We start from the raw sequence: 23750 nt of genomic DNA, 5'->3' as shown, positions 1-23750 counted from the left end.
GTCCTAACCAATTTAAGATAAAAGAATGATAACTTTAAAAAATAGCAAATATAAAATATTGATAAAAATTAACTTACCAATACTTTTATATTTGCTATTTTACTCACAGACAACTAATTTATTTAGTTGTTATTTTATTTAAAATAATTACCTAAGAATCTGTAATTTTCATCTATAGATATTTTTTCTTCGATGGCTGTTTCCATGAATTTTTATCATATGATTCTCCTTTTCTTAATATTGACTTTAGACATGTATTAGGAAAAATACAACCTTATTTGTAACTATACATATCGAAACACTTATGATTTGGAAATGTTACTTTTAAATGTTTTTCTGACTTTTATCATCTCATATACATATAAATATTTCCATTAGGTATTACAATAAAAAACAAACTAAACAGTAATTTAAAATTTATTTTTAGATAATGTACGTATCTTAATTATCACTATCTGAAATAACAGAAACGTGTTTATATCAATGCTTATACAAGTATATCTTGTTTCATTTCAGATACGATTTATATAAGCGGATACCATAAACCGAAAAAAAGAACCTCCAGATAGCTTTTACTACCTGAAGGTATTTCCTAAGACACGGTCAGTTATTAACGGGGTAGGACAATTAACTCTAATACAAGACATGCTTAATAATCTAATCACCTGTTCCAATATTTAAGTATAATTAGTTACCATTCTCCATAGTTTCTAATTGCTTAATAATATCATTGGAAATTTGTTGCCATTGCTCATTTGAGATATTCTGAGCACTGGCATTTTCTAAAGCCGTTTGAGCCAGTCTTGCAATTTCTGGATCATTCCATGATCTTTGAGCAAAAGAAGCCACTAAATCATTTCTTGTGGAATTTTGGAGTGAACTTTTCAGTGATAGAATCTCAAATGCTTTGGTAGGCTTCCAGCTTCCACTGTACAAAATATTACCATCTAAATCTGTAATCTGTGCTGTACCATCGTTATTATCAAATAAAGTAGCATTATAGGTACCATTACTATCGGATATTGTTACAGAACTCCTAGTAAAGTGTTCCGACATGTGAGCAGGTTCTCCAGTTTCTTCAATAGTACCACTAAAATCATCAAAATGGTACAGGTGGTTATGCAACTCTATGCTGTCGCTTGAATTATCTGCTGACGATGTACTACTCTCTGGAATACTTTCGACAGAATCATTATTCATCGAGACATTAGAATCGCTCGTAGAACCTATCTCAGATTCCTCTGTCTCCGCGCCATCTAACTTTCTTTTGTATTGATCATTGGCTATTGTAAGGCTCTCCCGTTGATCATCAAGCTTCTGTATTTCTGTATTGGTATAAATCAGTGCTCCAACCAGCGCTACGTTAGCCAACAAACTAACTATAAGTAATACCTTTTTCATTTTTTATTCTCTTCTTTCTCTAGTGTTATTCAATAGGATAACTGCAGTAATATCCTGGAAAACTCTTTACTACTATTACACTCCGAAATAAAGTAAAAAGCTTATGTAGCAAATATTATAACACTTACTCCCATTTCATTTCAGATACATTTCACTTAAGTAGATTCCAAAAAAAAAGAAAAGAAAAAGGAACCCCTAGTTAGCTTATGCTTCCCAAGGTTTCCATGCAATATACGGTCAATCACCAACGGGGTGGGATTCAATTCAACATTAACACCTCAGTATATGGTATCTCTACATATACACGGTCTTTTTTTGGATAGTACTCGACATTTATATTGATAGCACTTCCATTGTCTAACGTAGCTTTAGCCCGGTACGTGTTATCACCATTATCATGAGTGATCGTCACATCATCACATGACCGATTTAAGTTATACTGTTCTTGTAAAATCTGAGTTACCAATGGTTCAGATGACTTCTCTAGTCCAGATGAACCCGTCATTCTTGAAAAAATTATACCTATAATAGCCAATACAACGATACCTATAATGACAAACTTCTTATTCATATTTACTTTATTCAACTTTTTATCTCCTATCTCCAAAATAAATTTCTCTCATCAGTAACTCATTGACATCCCTAAAAGTACACCCAAGATTGCTCCGGATACCCCTGCTATCATCAAAACCGTACCCATTTTTTCATCTTTATCTCGATATAAGTACCCCATAATAACAGCTACGGCACCAAACGCAACAGGAACGAATACCAACGATACCACCATAGAAACCCAACCAATAATCAAATACAGCTTCCCTGTCTCTTGTCCATGTGCGATTTGTTCCTTCATTTCACTGAGTGTCTGCTCAGTACTTTTCTTTACTATTCCGGTTACCTCAACTGTTTCTTGTGATGACCCGCAAAACTGACAATACTTACTTTCATCTGCTATTTCTTTACCACACTTCCTACAATACATATCTTTCCCTCCTAAAATCATGTAGTTTCTTATTACCAAACTACATTGCTTTATTAAACACCTCAGAAAACAACTCATTTATTGGTACACTTAATATTTCAGAAAGCATTTTCATTTGATAGGGTTTAGGAATTGTTCTCCCTGTTTGCCATGAACTTATACATTGTTGTGTAACGTTCATCTTTCTTGCTAGCTCAGTTTGAGAAAGTCCTCTTTCTTCTCTGTATCGGCTGAGATTACTTGTTTTTTTCATATCCTCACTCCCTGTTTTTTATTATATACAACGATATGATGTATTTCAACTCATAAAACACATAAAAACTTTATATATCATTACAAATACAACAAGTTGTTGTACCCTACTGAGAAAGGGGGTGTAATTATTGAAACAGAAACAATATGCAAAAATCATCAGAGAAAAACGAAAAGCTCTAGGGTGGACACAAAAAGAACTAGCTGAAAAAATCTTCTCTACACAGCAAGCTGTAGCAAGATGGGAAAATTCTGTAACAGAACCTAATCTAGAAAGCCTAACCGCTCTTTCAAAAGCACTTGGGGTCCCTGTAAGCCATTTTTTAGATGAAGAGATGATTGAAGCGGAGGAAGACTTTTTGACCTTGTATCGATCACTCAGCCCCCATGATAGAGAGAGAACAATTAATTATATGAAATTACTCAAAAAGCAAGAGTCCGAACGTAATAACTTTTTTACTTAGTAATAGATATTAAATGTAAGACCCGTATAGTCCCCCTGACAAGGTTTTAATTATGTTCCTAGAAAAACTATAATTAGAAACTTAAAGATGCTCTAGGATGCTGTCACGCTTGCAAAATAAAAAAGCATTAAAAATGCTTTTTTATACCTTGTCATAAATAGAGTTACTCCACCAAATACTTAGCATCCACTTTACGTAAAATACGTATTTCCTCATCTGTTAAAGAAAAATTCATAGCAATCTCTGTCAAACTTACTATTCCTTCACAAGCAAAGTATTTTTTCCCATCCCTGTCACTAAAATCATTATTAATTCTATACAAATTAGGGGATTTTTTCTTTGTGAACTCTGAATATTTACCTTGGCTAATAATAACTAGAAAACCAAAGGAAGCTAACTGTTTGAGTCTTTTCAAAACACGTCCTCTATTTTTATCAACTCCGTGCTTACTTAGTTGCTCGTAAGTACAAAAAAATATTCCCTCATCATTTGCGTACCTCTTTGCATGTACTAATAGAACAAATGCTAATCTAATTAACGCAACATTCCCTATAGATATAAGAAGTTGAATCTCTTCATAACAAAAGTCTATTTTAGTATTATGGGGGCTTCGTGCTAATTTATAATCACGATCATAAACAGTCTGTATAACCCGCGCTGTTTCTTTTCTTAAATCATCCTTTGAAACACTTCGTATATATTGAGATGTTTTTTCTGATGATAGCGTGTTTTCTAATACACTAAGTATTTTTTTACATGTATCTTGTTCAGAATAACCTTGCTCTTTAAGAAGCATTGCCCCATATAATGTGAAATTATTTCGGGTACCACCACATAATAAATGGTTCTCTTCAAATATTATTTTTAGTTCTTCTTTGGACATTCCATCGGGATGATACTCTACATTGATTTTAGGTTTATTCTTAGTAGTTTTTGTAACTGAGCATTGACTTAGAATATCTTGACAAAATTCATCTCTATTCATGGGTTGAATATTGAGAAAATATTCTATATTCAATTCTTCAAATGTTTGATTATCCACATAATGACAAATTTGATTTGTTGCCTTATGCATCCCTAAAGGTAGTTTTACACCTTGACCAGTTGTTGGTCTACGCTCTATTCTCCTAGGTGTTTCGTTTAAGTTACGTAAAACCTCCTCATAAAAAGGTATCAATTTAGATTCTGGAATGACATCCGTAAAATACAAGTCTACATGATATCCTTTTTGTCCACTGGTTGAAACATGTATATCATTTTTGGGGATTCCATAATGATCAATCAGTAGATTAACAAGTTTGCGAGTAACATCTTGACATTCATATTTGTTATCTTTTATATCGATATCAAAAGTAAAGAACTTAGTTAACCCTCCGGATCCTAGCTTTATACCTACAGTGAGCTGATTAGCTAAGTGCTTGTCAATAATTGTATCTGTTAAATAATGTTTAACTTCCCTATACTTACAGTCTCCTTGATTCAATTCATATTGCAGCAAGTAAGTCTTTCTGTAAGTAATGAACAATTCATTTATCTTCTTTATAATTGATTCCCTGTATAATTCAAAATCTAATTTATTCATCTACGTTCTCTCCTTATGTTTTTTTATTTGTTTATATTATTTTCTTGTAATTAAACAAATACTGATTATTATGTGACTATATTCTCTATCTCCTATATTCCTCGAGAAAATCATCAACGTCTGCTTTTTTATATAAACATATCCTGTCTATGACTATTTTCTTCAATCCTAGATTAACCATCTTAGCAAGTGTTCCTTTTGATATTCCTCCCATGTATTCTTGAACTTCCTTAGTGCTAAAATATTCCTTTGTGTAAGAATTATGATTCACGTTTTGCACTGTCTCTTCAATCAGCTGTTCTAAATCTTGCATGAAATCATCAAACTCTATTTTTAATTCCATCGTCACTCGACTCCTTCATTTTTTGATATCTAGGAAATAAAAAAACACCTTTGTACAAGAATTCTACAAGGTGTTTTTCGATATCTCAAGTTTAATTAGATAAAACTTATTCAATATTTTTTGGCATTTTTTCTTTATTGACAAAAAACAATAGCTTTATATCAACATTTTAAAAATATTGTTTTTTGTCAATAAAATATGTTAGGAAAACAGAAAAATCACTTTTTCGTTTTTATTTTACATTAAAAAATAACAACAATCAACATTAATTACTGAATTAATCAAAAACAAGATTTACTTTTTTTACTTTAAAAGATATACTCCTCTTGAAAAAAATCATTTTTACTAAGAAATGAAAGGAGGTGAATCCTTTATAGCTGACAAGCTCTCAGCGGGCTTTTGTGGCTTCGTCAAGTAGGAATTATTAATGGCAACTATACAACAGTACAAAAAAAGTGATGGTACCACAGCTTGGCTTTACAAAGTGTATGTGGGTAAAGACCCAGTGACAGGTAAAGAAAAACGGACGACACGTAGAGGATTCAAAACAAAAAAAGAAGCCTCTTTAGATTTAGCTCGATTCCAGATAGAAATCGAATCTAATGGAATAAGTCAACACTCTATCAAGACGTTCAGTGAGTTATATGATCTATGGATGAGCCAACACGTTAAAAATATTCGAAACACAACAGAACAACGGATCAAGAATCACTTCACGAACCAAATCCTTCCCTCTTTTGGAAAAATGAAGTTAGAGGCTATCACTCCTGCTACATGTCAAAAAATACTAACTGAGTGGTCAATGAAGTATCATTCTTACCAGAAAATAAAGAGTTACACTTCACAAGTATTCAACTACGGTATATTGATTGGCGTGATCAAGACCAATCCCATGGAACGTACCATTACACCCAAGTCTAATCATAACTCTGCTGAGATCGAAACGGAGTTTTACACGAAAGAAGAGCTTCGACAATTCTTTGATTGCTTGCAAGAGCTAGAAGATGATCGTGCTCTAGCATTTTTTAGACTAGCCGCTTACACAGGAGCTAGAAAAGGGGAAATACTGGGACTGACGTGGAAAGACATCGACTTTGATAAAAAGACTGTGCAGTTCAATAAAACGCTAGTAGAGCTATCTGATGGCTCTCTATGTATCAATCCTACAAAGACAGAATCATCCAAGAGAACAATCACAATAGACGACGGGACTTTGACCATACTTAAGAAGTGGAAACGTACCGTCATAAAAAAGAATCTTTCTAGAGGTATCAGAATCGATAATATGGATGATGTACCTGTTATCAGCACTATTAAAGCAAATAAAAAAAGGGACTTCCTGTATAAGGGCTACCCTAATCATGTAATGAGTAAAGTAGCTAGGAAGTTCCCTGATATGAAAATAATCAAAGTCCATGGCTTTAGAAAGACCCATGCCACATTGCTTTTTGAAGCAGGGGCTCAAGTAAAAGACGTGCAAGATAGATTAGGACATTCTTCATCTAAGACAACCATGGACATCTATATCCAAGTATCGAAAAATCGACAAGAAGAAACAGTTGAATTGTTCGACTCCTACATGAATGCGTGATATACGGAGTCAAAAACGGAGTCAGTCGATACGATAAGGACTCATTTATTCTCAAGAATCCGTTCGTATCAATACTTTACACTTCGACTTTCGCAATCTTCCCTTGTTCGATATAGACCATTAAGATGCTTAGATCTGCAGGATTTACTCCGCTGATCCGGCTAGCTTGGGCAATTGTTTCTGGTTGGATTTTCTGCAATTTTTGTTTTGCTTCTGTTGCTAATCCGTTGATTGCTGCGTAGTCGATGTTTTCTGGAATCTTTTTCGCTTCCATGCGTTTTAATTTTTCTACTTTTTCCATGGCTTTTTTGATGTAGCCTTCATATTTGATTTGGATTTCTACTTGTTCGATTTCTTTTCGTGTTAATTCTTCATTCTCTGGAATAAACCGTAGAAGATCTGCATAAGTAATCTCAGGGCGTCTTAAAAAGTCGCTTGCTAGTACGCCATCTTTTAGAGGTGCCGCATTAATCGTCGCTAAAAAGGCTTGAACTTCTTCTGTTGGTTTGATCCGTACATTCATCAAACGTTTGATTTCTTGTTCAATTGCTTCTTTTTTCTTCAAATAAGCCTTGTATTGGTCCTCTTTTACTAAGCCCACACGGTGACCCATTTCTGTCAATCGCAAATCTGCATTATCATGACGTAAAAGCAGACGGTATTCAGCACGTGAAGTCAGCAAACGGTAAGGCTCGTTCGTTCCTTTTGTCACCAAATCATCGATCATGACACCGATGTAACCATCACTTCGTTTGATCACTAAAGGCTCTTTTCCTTGAACTTTCAAAGCTGCATTGATACCAGCAATCAGTCCTTGTCCAGCCGCTTCTTCATACCCGCTTGTACCATTTGTTTGTCCAGCTGTATAAAGATTTTCAACGACTTTAGTTTCTAATGTCGGACGGAGTTGGTGTGGTTCTACTACGTCATATTCGATAGCATATCCTGTACGCATCATTTCTACTTTTTCCAAACCGGCGATGGAATGAAGCATGTCGACTTGGACATCTTCTGGTAAAGAAGTAGATAACCCTTGAACATAGACTTCTTCTGTATTCAAGCCTTCTGGTTCTAAAAATAGTTGGTGACGTGGTTTGTCTGCAAAACGCACAATCTTATCTTCGATGGATGGACAATAGCGAGCACCTACCCCTTCAACGATCCCTGTAAACATTGGGGCACGATGTAAGTTGTCTCGAATGATTTGGTGAGTCGTCTCACCTGTATAGGTCAGCCAGCAAGATTCCTGATCTAGTTTATAGGCACTATCTGGTGTGCTGAAACTAAAATGATTCGGCTCTTTGTCACCAGGTTGTTCTTCTGTAACAGAATAATCGATCGTACTTGATTTTACTCGAGGCGGTGTTCCTGTTTTGAACCGTTCGATAGCAAAGCCAAGTTCTTTTAGATGATTCGCTAGTCCAATAGAAGGTTGAGAGTTATTCGGACCTGATGAATATTTCAATTCACCGATAATGATTTCTCCGCGAAGTGCTGTTCCGGCTGTAATAACAACTGCTTTTGCCCGGTAGCTCGCTCCTGTGGAAGTCACTACACCATGACAAACACCATCTTCGACGATCAGTTCTTCGACGATTCCTTGTCTTAGCGTCAAATTTGGTTCTTTTTCGATTGTATGTTTCATTTCTGTTGAATAAGCATGTTTGTCTGCTTGTGCTCGCAATGCTCGGACAGCTGGACCTTTTCCTGTGTTCAACATACGCATTTGGATATAGGTTTTATCGATATTCTTACCCATTTCTCCACCTAGCGCATCGATTTCTCGAACAACAACGCCTTTAGCTGGTCCGCCTACAGAAGGATTACATGGCATGAATGCTACCATATCCAAATTTATTGTCAGTAATAACGTTTTTGAGCCCATACGTGCAGCAGCAAGTGCAGCTTCTGAACCGGCATGTCCTGCGCCGACAACGATCACGTCATACGCATCTGCTTCATAATGTTTCAATCGTTTGTTCCTCCTTTTATTTTCCTAAACAAAATTGACTGAATAATTGAGTGATCAATTCATCTTGTACACTGTCGCCAACCACTTCTCCTAGATAGTCCCAGCAACGCGTCATATCGATTTGAACGAGATCCACAGGCATTCCTGCATCAATACCTGCAATGACTTCTTCAAGTGACAGGGAAGCTTTTTCTAACAATGCGATATGGCGGGTATTGGAAACATAAGTAGCGTCTCTTTCTCCTGTTTCTCCGCTGAAGAATAAATCAGAAATAGCTGATTCCAAACGATCTAGTCCGTCGTTTTTAGCTACGGAAATTGAAAAAACTGGTTCATTTTCGATCCATTTGTTCAATTTTTCTTGTTCCAACTGTGCTGGCAAATCTGTTTTATTTAGAAGAATGATCCGTTTCAATCCACTTGTCGCTTCCAGTAATTGTTCATCTTCTGCTGTCAGTGGTTCGCTTTGGTTTAGAACAAGTAAGATCAAGTCTGCTTCTGCTAATGCTTTACGGCTTCTTTCGACCCCGATACGTTCCACCACATCTTCTGTTTCCCGAATTCCAGCTGTATCGATTAGCTTGAGCGGTACGCCTCGAACATTGACATACTCTTCGATTACATCTCGAGTCGTTCCTGCAATGTCCGTAACGATGGCTTTTTCTTCTCTTAACAAATGGTTTAACAAGCTTGATTTGCCGACATTTGGCCGACCGATGATCGCCGTACTTAACCCTTCCCGCAGAACCTTTCCTTGCTTGGACGTAGCAAGTAGTGCTTGGATTCTTTGTTGGATCATCTGTGCTTTTTCAAGCAATAACTTCGTAGTCAATTCTTCGACGTCGTCATATTCCGGATAATCAATATTTACTTCTACTTGAGCTAATGTCTCTAAAATCTCTTGTCTCAATGAGCGGATCAAAGCAGACAGATTGCCGTCTAACTGATTAAGGGCTAACCCCATTGCTTTGTCTGTTTTTGCCCGAATCAAATCCATCACAGCTTCTGCCTGTGAAAGGTCAACACGACCATTCAAGAATGCCCGTTTTGTGAATTCGCCTGGCTCAGCTAATCTTGCCCCTTCTCTTAACAATAACTGCAAAATTTGATTGACTACGACGATCCCGCCGTGACAATTGATTTCTACTACATCTTCCCGCGTAAATGTCTTTGGTGCTCTCATCACAGAGACCATGACTTCATCGACTAGCTGATCGCTCTTAGGATCAACGATATGTCCATAATGAATCGTATGGCTTGGTACTTCTGATAGTCGTTTATTCCCAGAATGATAAACTTTATCTGCTAGTTGCACAGCTTGATCGCCACTTAAACGAACGATACTGATTGCCCCTTCTCCAGGCGGGGTAGAAATTGCCGCAATCGTATCAAATTCTAAAGTAATTTCAGCCATTTTTTCACTTCCTTTTTCATTTTGCGCACAAAAAAAGTGCCCACTCCACCCTTTATGCATAATAAACGGTGAACTTCGCACTTTGACTGCTTGTTCTTGATTAAATTCTGGTCATAGGTTATCACACTTGCTATAAGGAATCAAGTGTTTAAAACAAGTTATATGAAGTTGTACCTCACCTGATTCCATTACCTTACATTTAATTGACTTTGAATGTCTCTTTGTGTTCTTTGGTTTATTCGAAGAGAAAATACTGTATAAACAAGGCTTTATCTTTCTTAAAAAAAAAGGTACACTAAATGGTAGCGCTATCTAAACTATACACTTTTGAAAGGAGAAAAGGAGTGAGCCAGTTCAACTCTGATGCATTGAAAGAAGAAAGTGATTCTCGGATCAACGATGTTGTTTTATCTACAGGAAATATCAATCAAAAATATATCGTCCGCGATATCGTTTTTGTTGTGGAATGCTTAGAAGCTGATTTGTTTGACCCAGCTTTTCCCAAAGAGGATCTTTTCTTGACAACGAAGAGGAAATTAAAGATGAAGGTTCTTGAATATGGTGCGAATGCGGTGATTAACTGTCATTTTGAGTATCAGCAAAGAAATCGGGATGGAAAGTATTTTCTGGAACTTTTTGCTTATGGAACAGTGATCCAATTTATCCAAACGACGATTGGTTAAATGAAACAGGTACAAAAAAAGCGGAGCAAAACTGAAAACAGTTTCGTTCCGCTTTTTTCTATCAAAGTTAGTGACTACTTCATCGTATACTCTGATAAGAATGATTTCTAGTAAAATATACTTGGTTTGAAAAACTTTGTCAACGTGATTTATTCAAAAAGTAATGGAATCAATAATATTTTTTAGCAGGTTCAACTACTAAGTAACGATAAGGTTCCTCACCTTCCGAATGTGTTTTTACATGTTCATCTTTACTTAATGCAGCATGGATTTGTTTACGTTCAAAGGCAGGCATTGGTTCTAAGAAAACAGGCTGTCCTGTCCGTTTTACTTTTTCAGCCGTGCGATCAGCTAAACGCTGAATGATCTCTTGGCGCTTTTCACGGTAATTGCCTACATTGACCACTACAGATAGCTTATTTCTTGCTAAACGATGGATGAAGACTTGTGCCAGATATTGCAATGCATTCAGCGTTTTTCCATGTTTCCCAATCAGTAACCCTTGCTTTTGTGTTTCTAAATGGAAAACGACCATATTATTGGATTCTCTTTCCATTTTGACAAGAGCTGGAGCATCAAGCTGTTTTGAAATTTCAGTAAGATAGACTGCCAATTCCGTTAAAGCTGCTTCATCACCTAGCTCACTTACTTCTTCTGTTTTTTCTTCAAGAATCGTTTCGTTGACTACCTCGATCTCAGCTGTTGGTTCTTCTTCTAAAATCTCTTCTACCGTCTGTTCTACTGTTTCAGAAATTTTTTCACTGATACTTGGCTGGATCGAAAGCCGTGCATTTTTTCGGCCCATTCCTAGGAAACCTTTTTTTCCTTCTTCCAGTATTTCGATTTCAACTTGGTCTTTGGCCAAACCCAAATCAGCTAGACCTAGTTGAACAGCTTCATCTATTGTTGCAGCTTCATAAATCGGCATTAGCATTCCCTCCCCTATTATTTCCGTTTTTTCTTAGGATTCATTGCTTTCTTCAACGCACGCTCTCTTTCGCGGATTTTACGTGCTTCTTCTTCCCGTTCTTTTCGAATTTTGAAAGGATTGTTGATCAGCAGCGTTTGTACAACTTGGAAGGCATTGGAAACCACCCAGTATAATGAAAGACCGCTGGCTAAATTGACACCCATCACTAAAATCATTACAGGCATCACGAAATTCATGATCTTCATTGATGCATTCGATTCAATCTGACTCATGCTAGATAAATACGTACTTGCAAAAGTAAAGATTGCTGCTAGAATCGGCAAGATAAATGTTGGATCCGCGTTCCCTAAGTTCAACCATAAGAAATGGCCTTGTTTCAACTCAGGTACACGGGAAATAGATTGCCATAACGCCATCAAGATTGGCATTTGTACCAATAAAGGAAGACAACCAGCATATGGATTGACTCCATTTTCCGCATATAAACGCTGTTGCTCTTCTCTTAATTTACTTTGTGTTTCTGGGTCTCTTGAACTATATTGTTGCTGCAGTGCTTTTAATTTCGGTTGTAATTCTTGTGTCTTGCGCATGCTCTTTGTTTGGAAATGCATCAGCGGCAACAAGATCACACGGATGATCAATGTAAATAAAATGATCCCTATCCCTGCATTACCAAATGACAACGCCTTGATCGCCTCAGCAAAGTAATAAACAATATAACGATCCCAAATTCCTGTACTTTGTGCGCTGACTTCCCCAGTTCCGCAACCGGATAAGACGATGACCAAACTAACGATACCGGCCATCAAAAGTAAACGTTTGTATTTCTTCACTTACTCTTTTCCTCTCTGTCGATTATTTTTGCAAGTTTTAAGACGTGGACTAAATTGGAGCGAACCTCATCATAAGTCAGCCCCTTCACACTTGGTCTAGCAATCACAATAAAATCCAACTCCGGATCAATCTCTTCTTTTATAGAATAAACTGCTGCTCGGATTTTTCGTTTGACTTCATTGCGGCTTACCGCGTTGCCGACCTTTTTTCCTACAGATAAACCAACTCGAAAATGAGGCTGTCCCGGTTTTTTCAAACGGTAAACGACGAATTTGCGGTTAGCAAAAGAATCTCCCGTATGAAACACGGCTTGAAACTCTCGTTCTTTTTTTACTCGATACGCTTTTCTCATTAGTTTTCTTTCCTTTTCTATCTCTCACTTACGCTCATAATCATACCATAATTACGATTGTCCTTTCATCATTTCCCTAAAAAAGAGTATAAAAAAAACCACTGAAACCCCAGTGGCCTAAGCTGAAAGAACTTTTCTTCCTTTACGACGACGGCTAGCTAACACACGACGTCCATTTTTAGTACTCATACGTTTACGGAATCCGTGAACTTTTTGACGTTTACGTTTATTTGGTTGGTATGTTCTTTTCATATATTCCACCTCCAAAATGTTCTTATCTATTTTATAAACACAGACATACTTTGATAGTATAACGACAAAGTAGTGATTTTGTCAATATAAAATAGAAGATCGATTGTCAAAACTTATCCACAAGATTATTTTTTTCTATGGGAATCCCATGTGGAAAAAGTTATGCACAGGAATTATCCACAAATAATAACGAGGCACTTTTACACAGAAAACACACGTGTAAAAAAAGTAATCCACAACCAGGCCTTTTTCTGTGCATTTCGTCCCTAAACTATTGATAAATATATATTTGTTATCCACAGGTATAGGAGGAAATCTAGTGATTTTTACGAGTTGTCCACCTGTGCATTAGTGGTGTGGAAAACTTTTTTTGACAGCTGTGTTTTTCTCTTTTTTTTATTTGTCGATTATGTGGATAATTGTAATTAAAAAATTTTTTTCTTCGGTTTCTGTGGAAAACTATTGAAAAAAATGCTAAATTAGTACTAGTTATTCACTTTTTAATGAAGGAGGAGGCCTTATATGGTATCCCTCGATGCTTTATGGAATGAATTAAAAGCAACATACCAAAAGGATTTATCGCCTGCTAGCTATAATACATGGATTGAAACAGCGAACCCTCGAACTCTTGATCAAAACCAGCTCGTTGTTGAGGTTCCTAGCAAGATTCATAAAGAATATTGGGAAAAAAACCTGGCAACAAAAATCGTTGAAGTCGGTTATATGTTATCAGGAAATGAGATTATCCCTCGCTTTATTACTGGCGAAGAAGCAGAGCAAGAAGAAGTTGTAGAAGAAAAAAATCCAAAAGTTGCGGCACCTAGTCCGCTAAAAAAAGCCATGCTGAATCCTAAATATACCTTTGATACGTTTGTCATTGGTAAAGGAAACCAGATGGCTCATGCAGCAGCGCTCGTTGTAGCAGAAGATCCAGGTTCTATTTATAACCCGCTCTTCTTTTATGGAGGCGTAGGACTTGGTAAGACTCACTTGATGCATGCAATCGGACATCAAATGCTGCAAAGTCAGCCTAATGCCAAAGTAAAATATGTAAGCAGTGAAACTTTTGCTAATGATTTCATCAATTCGATCCAAAATAAAACAGCAGAAGAATTCCGTCAAGAATATCGAAATGTTGATTTACTATTAGTAGATGATATTCAATTTTTCGCAGAAAAAGAAGCTACGCAAGAGGAGTTTTTCCATACTTTCAATGCCTTGTACAATGAAGGTAAACAAATCGTTCTAACCAGTGATCGGTTGCCAAACGAGATTCCGAAATTACAAGAACGCCTTGTTTCTCGCTTTGCATGGGGGCTGTCTGTTGATATTACGCCACCGGACCTTGAAACAAGAACAGCGATTTTGCGTAAAAAAGCAGCAGCTGAACGTCTAGAGATCCCAGATGACACGCTGAGCTATATCGCAGGACAAATTGATTCTAATATTCGTGAATTAGAAGGGGCACTTGTTCGAGTACAGGCTTTTGCTGCAATGAATAGTGAAGATATTTCGACTAGTCTAGCTGCAGATGCGCTGAAAACGTTGAAATCAGGAAAAGGACATCCTCAATTGTCGATTTTGCAGATCCAAGAAGAAGTGGCAAAGTATTATCACATCCAATTGAAAGATCTCAAAGGGAAGAAACGCGTCAAATCTATTGTTGTTCCTAGACAAATCGCTATGTACTTGGCACGTGAGCTCACAGATAATTCATTACCGAAAATTGGAGCTGAATTCGGCGGTAAGGATCATACAACGGTTATCCATGCCCATGAGAAGATCCAGCAGCTGATGGATTCTAGTGTCAGCATGCAAAATGAAGTATCAGAAATCAAAAACTTTTTACTAAATTAATTTGTCGATTCTACCAACTGAAAATAGCATGTGGATAAAAGAAAAAAACAAGCAAAAGTTATGCACACTTTTTCCACAGCTGTTTTTTCGTTTCTCTCTTACGTTTTTTGAGTTTTCCACAGAATCAACATGCCCTATTACTTTTATTATTCTTTTTAACTAATAATAAATAAACAAACATTCAAAGGAGATACATCATGAAAGTTACTTTAAACCGAGCTAGCTTTATGCAGGAATTGCAAACTGTTCAACGAGCTATTTCAAGCAAAACCACTATCCCTATTTTGACAGGTGTAAAAATCACACTGACACAAGAAGGTTTGACTTTGACGGGGAGCAACGCTGATATATCAATTGAAACTTTTTTGTCTGTTGAAAACGAAAAAGCAAATATGCAAATCGAATCTACCGGATCAATTGTTTTACAAGCTCGTTTCTTTAGCGAAATCATTCGAAGACTTCCTGAAGAAACATTTACTTTAGAAGTATTAGAAAATAAACAAGTAGCGATCACTTCTGGAAAAGCGAATTTTATCGTGAATGGATTAGATGCAGATAATTATCCTCATCTTCCTGTTGTAGAAAGCCACAACCAGATGAAATTACCAGTACACGTATTGACTAAACTAATCAACGAAACAGTTTTTGCTGTGTCGCAGCATGAGAGTCGTCCGATCTTGACGGGTGTGCATTTTATTTTATCTGATCATTCTTTATTAGCTGTAGCTACTGACTCTCACCGTCTAAGTCAACGCGTGATCCCAGTAGAACAAACGGCTGATCATTTTGATATTGTTATTCCTGGGAAAAGTTTGATCGAATTGTCTCGCTCACTGACAAATGAAGAAGAAATCGTCGAAATCAGCATTATGGAAAACCAAGTCTTGTTCAAAACGGAAACAATGTATTTCTATTCCCGCTTGTTAGAAGGAAACTATCCTGATACCAATCGTTTGATCCCATCAAGCTTTAATACAGAGGTCGAATTTTCTGTTCCTAGTTTTCTAGCGGCAATCGAACGTGCTTCTTTACTTTCTCATGAAGGCCGCAACAATATCGTTCGTTTATCCATCCGGCCAGATGCGGTTGTTTTATACGGAAATTCTCCAGAAATCGGGAAAGTAGAAGAAAGCTTGAGCTATACAGCAAGCAGTGGCGATCCATTGGAGATTTCTTTCAACCCGGATTATATGAAAGCAGCGTTGCGTGCATTTGGAGATATGAGTATCAAGGTAAAATTTATTTCCGCTATTCGACCATTCACGTTGGAACCAACGGAAGATGGCGTTCAATTTATCCAATTGATCACTCCTGTACGTACAAATTAACAAAGATTTTCAAAGATATTGAAAATTTAATTGAAAAGAATTAGAAAAAATAAAATTTAAACAGAAGGCCCTAAAATCTCTTTTAAGGCTTTCTGTTTATTTTTGTTTAAATCACCTTTTTTAGATTAAATCGTCTTATATGGAAAAATATATGGATAAATTTGTTTTATTGCGGAAAAAAAGGTATAATAGAGTATACTTTTAATAATGAAAATGAGGGATGGACATTGAAACAACAAGTCATTCTAAATACGGAATTCATGACGTTGGGTCAAATGCTGAAAGAAGCCACCGTTATCGGTAGTGGCGGACAAGCAAAATGGTATTTGGCAGAAAACACTGTGTTAGTCGATGGCGAGCCGGAAAATCGTCGTGGACGCAAGCTTTATCCCGGTATGATGGTTGAAGTTCCAGAAGTAGGAACTTTTTTTATGGTAAAAAAAGGAAACGACGATAATGAGGCTGAATAAGCTGTATTTAAAAAATTATCGAAATTACGAAGAGCTGAACATCGAATTTTCCAAGAATCTGGTCATTTTTTTAGGTGAAAATGCGCAGGGAAAAACGAATCTTTTGGAAAGTATCTATGTATTGGCTATGACGCGAAGCCATCGGACAAGTAGTGAGCAGGAATTGATTGGTTGGAATGACGATCAGGCAATGATCCAAGGAGAGATCACAAAAGGTTCATCCACTCTCCCATTAGAAATCTTATTATCTAAAAAAGGCCGAAAAACCAAGATCAACCATATCGAACAAAAAAAGTTAAGTACTTACGTGGGACAAATGAATGTCATTTTATTTGCACCAGAGGATCTTTCGTTAGTAAAAGGCAGCCCGCAGATCAGGCGGAAATTTTTAGATATGGAATTAGGTCAGATCAATCCAATCTATCTTTATGATCTTGTCCAATACCAAGCGATTTTGAAGCAAAGAAACCAGTACTTGAAGCAACTGAATGAAAAAAAACAAACTGATTTGCTTTATTTGGATATTTTGTCCGAACAACTAGCAGCGTTTGGCAGCAAAGTATTGAAAGCAAGAGCACAGTTTATCAAGCGATTGGAGTTTTGGGCTAATTCTTTACATCAGCAAATCACACATCACAAAGAGCAGCTGGAAATCGAGTATCTCACCGCAGTCGATTCTTTAGAAACACATACGCAAGAACAAATCCAAGAACAATTTCTCGCACTTTTGAATCAAAATAAAAAGAAAGACCTTTTTCGGGGAACGACGACAGTTGGTCCTCATCGTGACGATCTTTCCTTTTTTATTAATCAGAAAAACGTGCAGACTTATGGATCGCAAGGACAGCAAAGAACGACTGCTCTAAGTGTCAAATTAGCAGAAATCGATTTGATCAAAGAAGAGACAGGGGAATACCCGATCCTATTATTAGATGATGTGATGAGCGAGCTGGATGATAATCGTCAGCTCCATCTGCTGGAAACAATCGAAGGAAAAGTTCAAACGTTCTTAACAACGACGACACTTGACCATGTAAAAAATAAAATGACTGTTGAACCTGAGATTTTTCATGTTCGACAAGGGAAACTAAAAGGAGAAGAAACTGAATGACAGAAGAAAGAAGTTTAGTAGAACGCGCTAAAGAATATGATGCCAGTCAGATTCAAGTACTTGAAGGACTTGAAGCCGTTCGTAAACGACCTGGTATGTATATCGGTTCGACTAGTTCTGAAGGTCTGCATCACCTTGTTTGGGAAATCGTCGATAATTCGATCGATGAAGTATTAGCAGGTTTTGCAACAAAAATCCATGTGATTATAGAAAAAGACAACAGTATCACTGTTATTGACGATGGACGGGGGATACCAGTGGATATCCAAGCAAAAACCGGACGTCCTGCAGTTGAAACGGTCTTTACTGTTTTACATGCTGGAGGAAAATTCGGCGGTGGCGGGTACAAAGTTTCCGGTGGTCTTCATGGAGTGGGATCTTCCGTCGTAAACGCACTTTCTACGCAACTTGATGTCAAAGTATACAAAGAAGGAAATGTGTACTATCAAGAATATCGTCGTGGAGCTGTAGTGGACGACTTAAAGATCATTGAACAAACGGATCGCCATGGAACAACGGTTCACTTTACGCCAGATCCTGAAATTTTTACAGAGACAACTGAGTTTGATTTTTCAAAATTGGCTACCCGTATCCGTGAACTAGCTTTCTTGAACCGCGGGATGCGTATTTCGATTGAGGACAAAAGAGAAGAAGAACCAGTCATCAATGAATACCATTACGATGGCGGGATCAAAAGTTATGTCGAATACTTGAATGCAAACAAAACCGTGATTTTCCCAGAACCTGTATATTTGGAAGGTGAGCAGCAAGATATCGCAGTTGAAGTCTCTATGCAATATACAGACGGCTACCATTCCAATATCATGAGTTTTGCCAACAATATCCATACGTATGAAGGCGGAACACATGAATCAGGATTCAAGACTGCATTAACTCGGGTGATCAATGATTATGCCCGAAAACAAAAGCTGATGAAAGAAAATGATGACAACTTGACTGGTGAAGACGTGCGAGAAGGATTGACAGCTGTTATTTCTATTAAGCATCCTGACCCTCAATTCGAAGGACAAACAAAAACAAAATTGGGCAATTCCGAAGTACGGACAGTCACTGATCGGTTATTTAGCGAGCATTTCATGAAATTCTTGCTAGAAAATCCAAGTGTGGGCCGTCAAATCGTTGAAAAAGGATTATTAGCTTCCAGAGCTCGTCTAGCAGCGAAACGTGCGCGTGAAGTAACGAGACGTAAAGGTGCTTTAGAGATCAGTAATCTGCCAGGAAAATTAGCAGACTGCTCTAGCAACGATCCTGAAAAATGCGAATTGTTCATCGTCGAAGGAGATTCGGCCGGCGGATCAGCTAAGCAAGGTCGTAATCGAGAATTTCAAGCCATCTTGCCTATTCGTGGGAAAATCTTGAATGTTGAAAAAGCAAGCATGGACAAGATCTTGGCAAATGAAGAGATTCGGTCTTTATTTACTGCTATGGGTACAGGGTTTGGAGAAGATTTCGATGTATCGAAAGCTCGTTATCATAAATTAGTGATCATGACTGATGCCGATGTCGATGGTGCACATATCCGTACATTGTTGCTGACTCTTTTTTACCGTTACATGCGTCCAATTGTTGAAGCGGGTTATGTCTATATTGCTCAGCCACCTTTATACGGGGTAAAACAAGGGAAGAATATCACGTATGTACAACCAGGAAAGAATGCAGAAGAAGAGTTGAAACAAGTCGTTGCTTCACTTCCTGCCTCACCAAAACCAAGTGTTCAGCGGTATAAAGGACTTGGAGAAATGGATGATCATCAACTATGGGAAACAACTATGGACCCAAGTAATCGAATGATGGCCCGCGTCAGCGTGGATGATGCTATCGCGGCAGACCAGATATTTGAAATGTTGATGGGGGATCGAGTAGAACCTCGTCGTGCATTCATCGAGGAAAATGCACATTACGTGAAGAACTTAGATATTTAATCATGAAGGAGGAAAAAGAATGAGTGAAGAAATCAGAGAAAACATCCATGATGTCAATCTAACCAGCGAAATGAAAGACTCCTTCATCGATTATGCGATGAGTGTTATTGTCGCACGTGCACTGCCTGATGTCAGAGATGGTCTGAAACCCGTTCATCGCCGTATTTTATACGGCATGAACGAATTAGGTGTGACACCGGATAAAGCCCATAAAAAATCTGCCAGAATCGTCGGAGATGTCATGGGTAAATACCATCCTCATGGGGATAGTGCAATCTATGAGTCAATGGTACGGATGGCGCAGCCATTTAGCTACCGTTATATGCTAGTGGATGGTCATGGAAACTTTGGTTCTGTTGACGGTGACGGTGCCGCTGCTATGCGTTATACCGAAGCACGGATGAGCAAAATCGCTACAGAAATGCTGCGTGATATCAATAAGAATACTGTTGATTTCCAAAGCAACTATGATGACACAGAAAAAGAACCCGTTGTATTACCTGCTCGCTTCCCTAATCTTTTGGTGAACGGAACGACGGGGATCGCCGTGGGTATGGCAACGAATATCCCACCTCATAATTTGTCTGAGGTAGTAGCGGCTATCGATTTGCTGATGGATAATCCTGATGTGACGACCAATGAATTGATGGAAGTATTACCTGGACCAGATTTTCCAACAGGTGGTTTGGTCATGGGAAAATCAGGAATCCGAAGAGCGTATGAAACAGGTAAAGGTTCTATTACCGTACGTGCAAAAGTTGAGATCACTGAGATGCCAAATGGCAAAGAACGGATCCTCGTGACGGAATTACCTTATATGGTCAATAAAGCAAAATTGATTGAACGGATTTCTGAGTTGCACAGAGACAAGCGTATCGAAGGAATTACGGATTTGCGGGATGAATCTTCCCGTGAAGGCATGCGAATTGTCATTGACGTTCGTCGTGACGCCAGCGCATCAGTTATTTTGAATAACTTATACAAATTGACATCCTTGCAGAATTCATTTGGATTCAATATGTTGGCAATCGAAAAAGGCGTGCCGAAAGTTTTAAGTTTGAAACAAATCCTTGAAAACTATATCGAACATCAACGCGAAGTCATCACACGACGGACGGTCTTTGAAAAAGAAAAAGCAGAAGCAAGAGCACACATCTTAGAAGGGTTGCGTATTGCTTTGGATCATATCGATGAAATCATTGCGATTATCCGCGGGTCTAAATCAGATGATGAAGCAAAAGCAACAATGATCGAACGGTTCGATTTATCCGATCGCCAATCACAAGCTATCTTAGATATGCGTTTGCGTCGATTGACCGGTTTGGAACGGGAAAAAATCGAAAATGAATATCAAGAACTATTGAAACTGATTGAAGATTTGACTGACATTCTGGCAAGACCCGAACGTGTCACAGAAATCATCAAGAATGAATTAGCAGACTTGAATCAACGATTTGGTGATAAACGACGCACAGAATTACTAGTCGGTGAGGTCTTAAGTCTAGAAGATGAAGATTTGATTGAAGAAGAAGAAATCGTTATTACATTGACAAACAATGGTTATATCAAACGTTTGGCAAATAATGAATTCAGAGCTCAACGAAGAGGCGGGCGTGGTGTCCAAGGAATGGGTATCCACAATGACGACTTCGTCAAGAATCTAGTTTCTTGTTCTACCCATGATACATTGTTATTCTTTACGAATAACGGAAAAGTGTATCGGGCAAAAGGATACGAAATTCCAGAATACGGACGTACAGCCAAAGGAATCCCAATCATCAATTTGCTGGGTATCGACTCGAGTGAAAGCATCCAAGCAATTATTGCGGTGACGGGAGAAGCAGAAGAAGGCCATTATCTCTTCTTTACGACGCGTCAAGGTACAGTTAAACGTACGTCTGTCACTGCTTTCGCTAACATCCGAAGCAATGGTCTGATTGCAATTGGTTTGAAAGAAGATGACGAATTAGTCAATGTTCTATTGACAGATGGACAGTCAAATATCATCATTGGCACACATAACGGCTACTCTGTGACCTTCAAAGAAGAAGCAGTCCGCGATATGGGACGTACAGCTTCCGGTGTCAGAGGGATACGCCTGCGTGAGGAAGATTACGTTGTTGGGGCAGCCCTGATGAAGGAAGACCAAGAAGTACTAGTGATTACAGAAAAAGGTTACGGAAAACGGACCAAAGTATCGGAATATCCAGTGAAAGGCCGCGGAGGTAAAGGAATCAAAACGGCGAATATCACTGAAAAAAATGGTCCACTAGCCGGATTGACCACTGTTTTTGGAAATGAAGACATCATGCTGATTACAGATAAAGGTGTGATTATCCGTTTCAACGTATCGACTGTTTCTCAAACTGGACGTTCAACATTGGGTGTACGTTTGATGAAGATGGAAGCTGATACGAAAGTCGTCACAATGGCAGCAGTCGAGCCAGAAGCGGTAGAACAAACAGTTGAAGAGCAAGCAACAGAAGAATAACCATCAAGACTAAGTGTGTAAGCTAGCAAGAATGACCGATTAAAAAATCTGGTTATTCCTGCTAGCTTTTTTGATTAATTGAATTTCTCTTAAAATATTTGAAACTGTTTATTCTGTATTGCTTTTGACCAAAATAGAGTGTATAATCAAAGCTTGTGAGTAGTCTAATTAATTAGATAACTCTCCTTGCTCTTAGGAACCTAAGAGCCGAAAGTCCACAGGGAGGTGAATATCAATGGAAAACACGAAATATGAAATCATGTACATTATTCGTCCAAACATTGATGAAGAAGCAAAAACTGCTTTAATCGAACGTTTCGATGCAATCTTGAAAGATAACGGAGCAGAAGTTATCGAATCAAAAGATTGGGAAAAACGCCGTTTCGCTTATGAAATGAACGGTTACCGTGAAGGTATCTATCACATCGTTAAAGTATCTTCTCCATCATCAGCAAATGCTGTCAGTGAATTTGACCGTCTTGCTAAAATCAACGACGATATCATTCGTCACATGATTGTTAAAGAAGAAGCTTAATTGTTGTTTCATGTGAAACAATAGAAAAACGATGAGAGGAGATGACTATTTTGATTAATAATGTTGTATTAGTTGGACGTCTGACGAAAGATCCAGATTTGCGTTACACAGCAAGTGGTACGGCAGTCGCAACATTTACTTTGGCTGTGAATCGTAATTTTACAAACCAAAGCGGCAATCGCGAGGCTGATTTTATCAACTGTGTGATTTGGCGCAAATCAGCAGAAACTTTAGCAAACTATGCTCGTAAAGGAACACTTTTAGGTGTTACTGGACGTATCCAAACTCGTTCTTATGATAATCAGCAAGGACAACGTGTATACGTAACAGAAGTAGTAGCTGACAACTTCCAATTGCTGGAAAGTCGTTCTGCATCTGAAAATCGCCAACAAAGCGGCGGATTCCAAAGTTCTGGTCAATCAGCTGGCGGATTTGGCGGAAACAATAACTCTAATCAAACATCTCAATCATCCAACGGTATGCCTGATTTCGACCGTGATACTTCTGACCCATTCGGCTCAAGTTCAACGATCGACATTTCAGATGATGATTTACCATTCTAAACGAATTTGATAGGAGGGAAATAGAATGGCACAACAAAGAAGAGGCGGACGTAAACGTCGTAAAGTAGACTACATTGCTGCTAACCATATTGAATATATCGATTATAAAGATATCGAATTACTAAAAAGATTTATTTCAGAACGCGGTAAAATCTTGCCACGTCGTGTAACTGGTACAGGCGCTAAAAACCAACGTAAAATTACTGTTGCAATCAAACGCGCACGTATCATGGGCTTGCTACCTTTCGTTAGCGAAGACTAATAAATCCGAGGAATTGAATGACTGATCCTTTTGATCAGCTATTCAATTCTTTTTTTTCTGTAAAAATAACCGATATTCGTTTAGTCGCTTGAATGACGAAAGTTATGGTAAAATCAAGTTAGTCATATATGGGAGGA

Annotated in this window: 24 protein-coding genes; 12 read left to right on the top strand and 12 right to left on the bottom strand. The window is 37.8% G+C overall.

Annotated elements, in window-relative coordinates:
• Positions 1-687: 687 nt before the first annotated feature.
• From AB3I00_RS04660 to AB3I00_RS04645, 4 genes are all read right to left on the bottom strand, one after another.
• On the bottom strand, positions 688-1401 hold the full coding sequence (locus tag AB3I00_RS04660; RefSeq protein ID WP_368024817.1) for a hypothetical protein: 714 nt from the start codon (positions 1399-1401) through the stop codon (positions 688-690).
• Between the two features lie 259 nt (positions 1402-1660).
• On the bottom strand, positions 1661-1987 hold the full coding sequence (locus AB3I00_RS04655; RefSeq protein ID WP_034691945.1) for a hypothetical protein: 327 nt from the start codon (positions 1985-1987) through the stop codon (positions 1661-1663).
• A 36-nt stretch (positions 1988-2023) separates the two neighbouring features.
• A complete protein-coding gene (locus AB3I00_RS04650; RefSeq protein WP_034867257.1) occupies positions 2024-2383 on the bottom strand; it encodes a zinc ribbon domain-containing protein in 360 nt (119 codons plus the stop codon).
• Positions 2384-2423: 40 nt separating this feature from the next.
• Positions 2424-2636 carry a helix-turn-helix transcriptional regulator gene (locus AB3I00_RS04645; RefSeq protein ID WP_002376334.1) on the bottom strand — a complete coding sequence of 71 codons (213 nt, stop codon included), beginning with the start codon at positions 2634-2636 and terminating at the stop codon, positions 2424-2426.
• A gap of 130 nt (positions 2637-2766) precedes the next feature.
• Here AB3I00_RS04645 and AB3I00_RS04640 point away from each other — a divergent pair, with 130 nt between their 5' ends.
• Positions 2767-3099 carry a helix-turn-helix domain-containing protein gene (locus AB3I00_RS04640; protein ID WP_010750881.1) on the top strand — a complete coding sequence of 111 codons (333 nt, stop codon included), beginning with the start codon at positions 2767-2769 and terminating at the stop codon, positions 3097-3099.
• A gap of 163 nt (positions 3100-3262) precedes the next feature.
• Here AB3I00_RS04640 and AB3I00_RS04635 read toward each other — a convergent pair whose 3' ends face one another.
• Positions 3263-4681 (bottom strand): DNA primase, encoded by a 1419-nt coding sequence (locus tag AB3I00_RS04635; protein ID WP_368024816.1) that lies wholly within the window; start codon positions 4679-4681, stop codon positions 3263-3265.
• A gap of 85 nt (positions 4682-4766) precedes the next feature.
• Positions 4767-5024, bottom strand: coding sequence for a helix-turn-helix domain-containing protein (locus tag AB3I00_RS04630; RefSeq protein WP_010734571.1), 258 nt, complete (start codon positions 5022-5024; stop codon positions 4767-4769).
• A gap of 427 nt (positions 5025-5451) precedes the next feature.
• On the opposite strand from AB3I00_RS04630, the gene AB3I00_RS04625 reads away from it, so the two are divergent.
• Positions 5452-6615: a tyrosine-type recombinase/integrase gene (locus AB3I00_RS04625; protein WP_368024815.1), complete on the top strand. Its 1164-nt coding sequence runs from the start codon at positions 5452-5454 to the stop codon at positions 6613-6615.
• Between the two features lie 76 nt (positions 6616-6691).
• On the opposite strand, the gene mnmG is transcribed toward AB3I00_RS04625, so the two are convergent.
• Positions 6692-8587, bottom strand: a complete 1896-nt coding sequence (gene mnmG, locus AB3I00_RS04620) for a tRNA uridine-5-carboxymethylaminomethyl(34) synthesis enzyme MnmG (protein WP_368024814.1) — start codon at positions 8585-8587, stop codon at positions 6692-6694.
• A 16-nt stretch (positions 8588-8603) separates the two neighbouring features.
• Positions 8604-10001, bottom strand: a complete 1398-nt coding sequence (gene mnmE / locus AB3I00_RS04615) for a tRNA uridine-5-carboxymethylaminomethyl(34) synthesis GTPase MnmE (RefSeq protein ID WP_002315472.1) — start codon at positions 9999-10001, stop codon at positions 8604-8606.
• A 299-nt stretch (positions 10002-10300) separates the two neighbouring features.
• Between mnmE and AB3I00_RS04610 the strand changes: the two genes are divergently transcribed.
• Positions 10301-10684: a hypothetical protein gene (locus AB3I00_RS04610; RefSeq protein WP_073357676.1), complete on the top strand. Its 384-nt coding sequence runs from the start codon at positions 10301-10303 to the stop codon at positions 10682-10684.
• Between the two features lie 169 nt (positions 10685-10853).
• Here the strand turns inward: AB3I00_RS04610 and jag are convergent, their stop codons facing one another.
• The 4 genes from jag to rpmH form a co-directional block, all read right to left on the bottom strand.
• A complete protein-coding gene (jag, locus tag AB3I00_RS04605; RefSeq protein ID WP_002293118.1) occupies positions 10854-11612 on the bottom strand; it encodes an RNA-binding cell elongation regulator Jag/EloR in 759 nt (252 codons plus the stop codon).
• 17 nt (positions 11613-11629) lie between these two features.
• Positions 11630-12448, bottom strand: coding sequence for a YidC/Oxa1 family membrane protein insertase (locus AB3I00_RS04600; protein ID WP_002309900.1), 819 nt, complete (start codon positions 12446-12448; stop codon positions 11630-11632).
• Positions 12445-12801: a ribonuclease P protein component gene (rnpA, locus tag AB3I00_RS04595; protein ID WP_002293120.1), complete on the bottom strand. Its 357-nt coding sequence runs from the start codon at positions 12799-12801 to the stop codon at positions 12445-12447. Before rnpA ends, AB3I00_RS04600 begins: the two co-directional genes overlap by 4 nt.
• A 117-nt stretch (positions 12802-12918) precedes the next feature.
• Positions 12919-13053 carry a 50S ribosomal protein L34 gene (gene rpmH / locus AB3I00_RS04590; RefSeq protein WP_002293121.1) on the bottom strand — a complete coding sequence of 45 codons (135 nt, stop codon included), beginning with the start codon at positions 13051-13053 and terminating at the stop codon, positions 12919-12921.
• 522 nt (positions 13054-13575) lie between these two features.
• On the opposite strand from rpmH, the gene dnaA reads away from it, so the two are divergent.
• The 9 genes from dnaA (at position 13576) to rpsR (ending at position 23613) form a co-directional block, all read left to right on the top strand.
• Complete coding sequence (dnaA, locus tag AB3I00_RS04585; RefSeq protein ID WP_002293122.1) at positions 13576-14910, top strand: chromosomal replication initiator protein DnaA; 1335 nt, start codon at positions 13576-13578, stop codon at positions 14908-14910.
• 197 nt (positions 14911-15107) lie between these two features.
• Positions 15108-16238, top strand: coding sequence for a DNA polymerase III subunit beta (gene dnaN / locus AB3I00_RS04580; protein ID WP_002293124.1), 1131 nt, complete (start codon positions 15108-15110; stop codon positions 16236-16238).
• Between the two features lie 227 nt (positions 16239-16465).
• On the top strand, positions 16466-16708 hold the full coding sequence (gene yaaA, locus AB3I00_RS04575) for a S4 domain-containing protein YaaA (RefSeq protein ID WP_002293125.1): 243 nt from the start codon (positions 16466-16468) through the stop codon (positions 16706-16708).
• Positions 16695-17819, top strand: coding sequence for a DNA replication/repair protein RecF (gene recF / locus AB3I00_RS04570; protein ID WP_368024813.1), 1125 nt, complete (start codon positions 16695-16697; stop codon positions 17817-17819). Before yaaA ends, recF begins: the two co-directional genes overlap by 14 nt.
• The gene (gyrB, locus tag AB3I00_RS04565) at positions 17816-19762 is read left to right on the top strand and encodes a DNA topoisomerase (ATP-hydrolyzing) subunit B (protein WP_002288364.1); all 1947 of its coding nucleotides are present in this window, start codon (positions 17816-17818) and stop codon (positions 19760-19762) included. Before recF ends, gyrB begins: the two co-directional genes overlap by 4 nt.
• A 19-nt stretch (positions 19763-19781) precedes the next feature.
• Complete coding sequence (gyrA, locus tag AB3I00_RS04560; RefSeq protein ID WP_368024812.1) at positions 19782-22253, top strand: DNA gyrase subunit A; 2472 nt, start codon at positions 19782-19784, stop codon at positions 22251-22253.
• A gap of 235 nt (positions 22254-22488) precedes the next feature.
• Positions 22489-22788: a 30S ribosomal protein S6 gene (gene rpsF / locus AB3I00_RS04555; RefSeq protein ID WP_002293129.1), complete on the top strand. Its 300-nt coding sequence runs from the start codon at positions 22489-22491 to the stop codon at positions 22786-22788.
• A gap of 50 nt (positions 22789-22838) precedes the next feature.
• On the top strand, positions 22839-23351 hold the full coding sequence (gene ssb / locus AB3I00_RS04550) for a single-stranded DNA-binding protein (RefSeq protein ID WP_002288368.1): 513 nt from the start codon (positions 22839-22841) through the stop codon (positions 23349-23351).
• Between the two features lie 25 nt (positions 23352-23376).
• The gene (gene rpsR, locus AB3I00_RS04545; protein ID WP_002288370.1) at positions 23377-23613 is read left to right on the top strand and encodes a 30S ribosomal protein S18; all 237 of its coding nucleotides are present in this window, start codon (positions 23377-23379) and stop codon (positions 23611-23613) included.
• Positions 23614-23750 lie beyond the last annotated feature (137 nt).

Source organism: Enterococcus sp. C76 (assembly GCF_040886985.1).
Taxonomy (GTDB): domain Bacteria; phylum Bacillota; class Bacilli; order Lactobacillales; family Enterococcaceae; genus Enterococcus_B; species Enterococcus_B lactis.
This window is presented reverse-complemented; position numbering and strand designations above follow the sequence as displayed.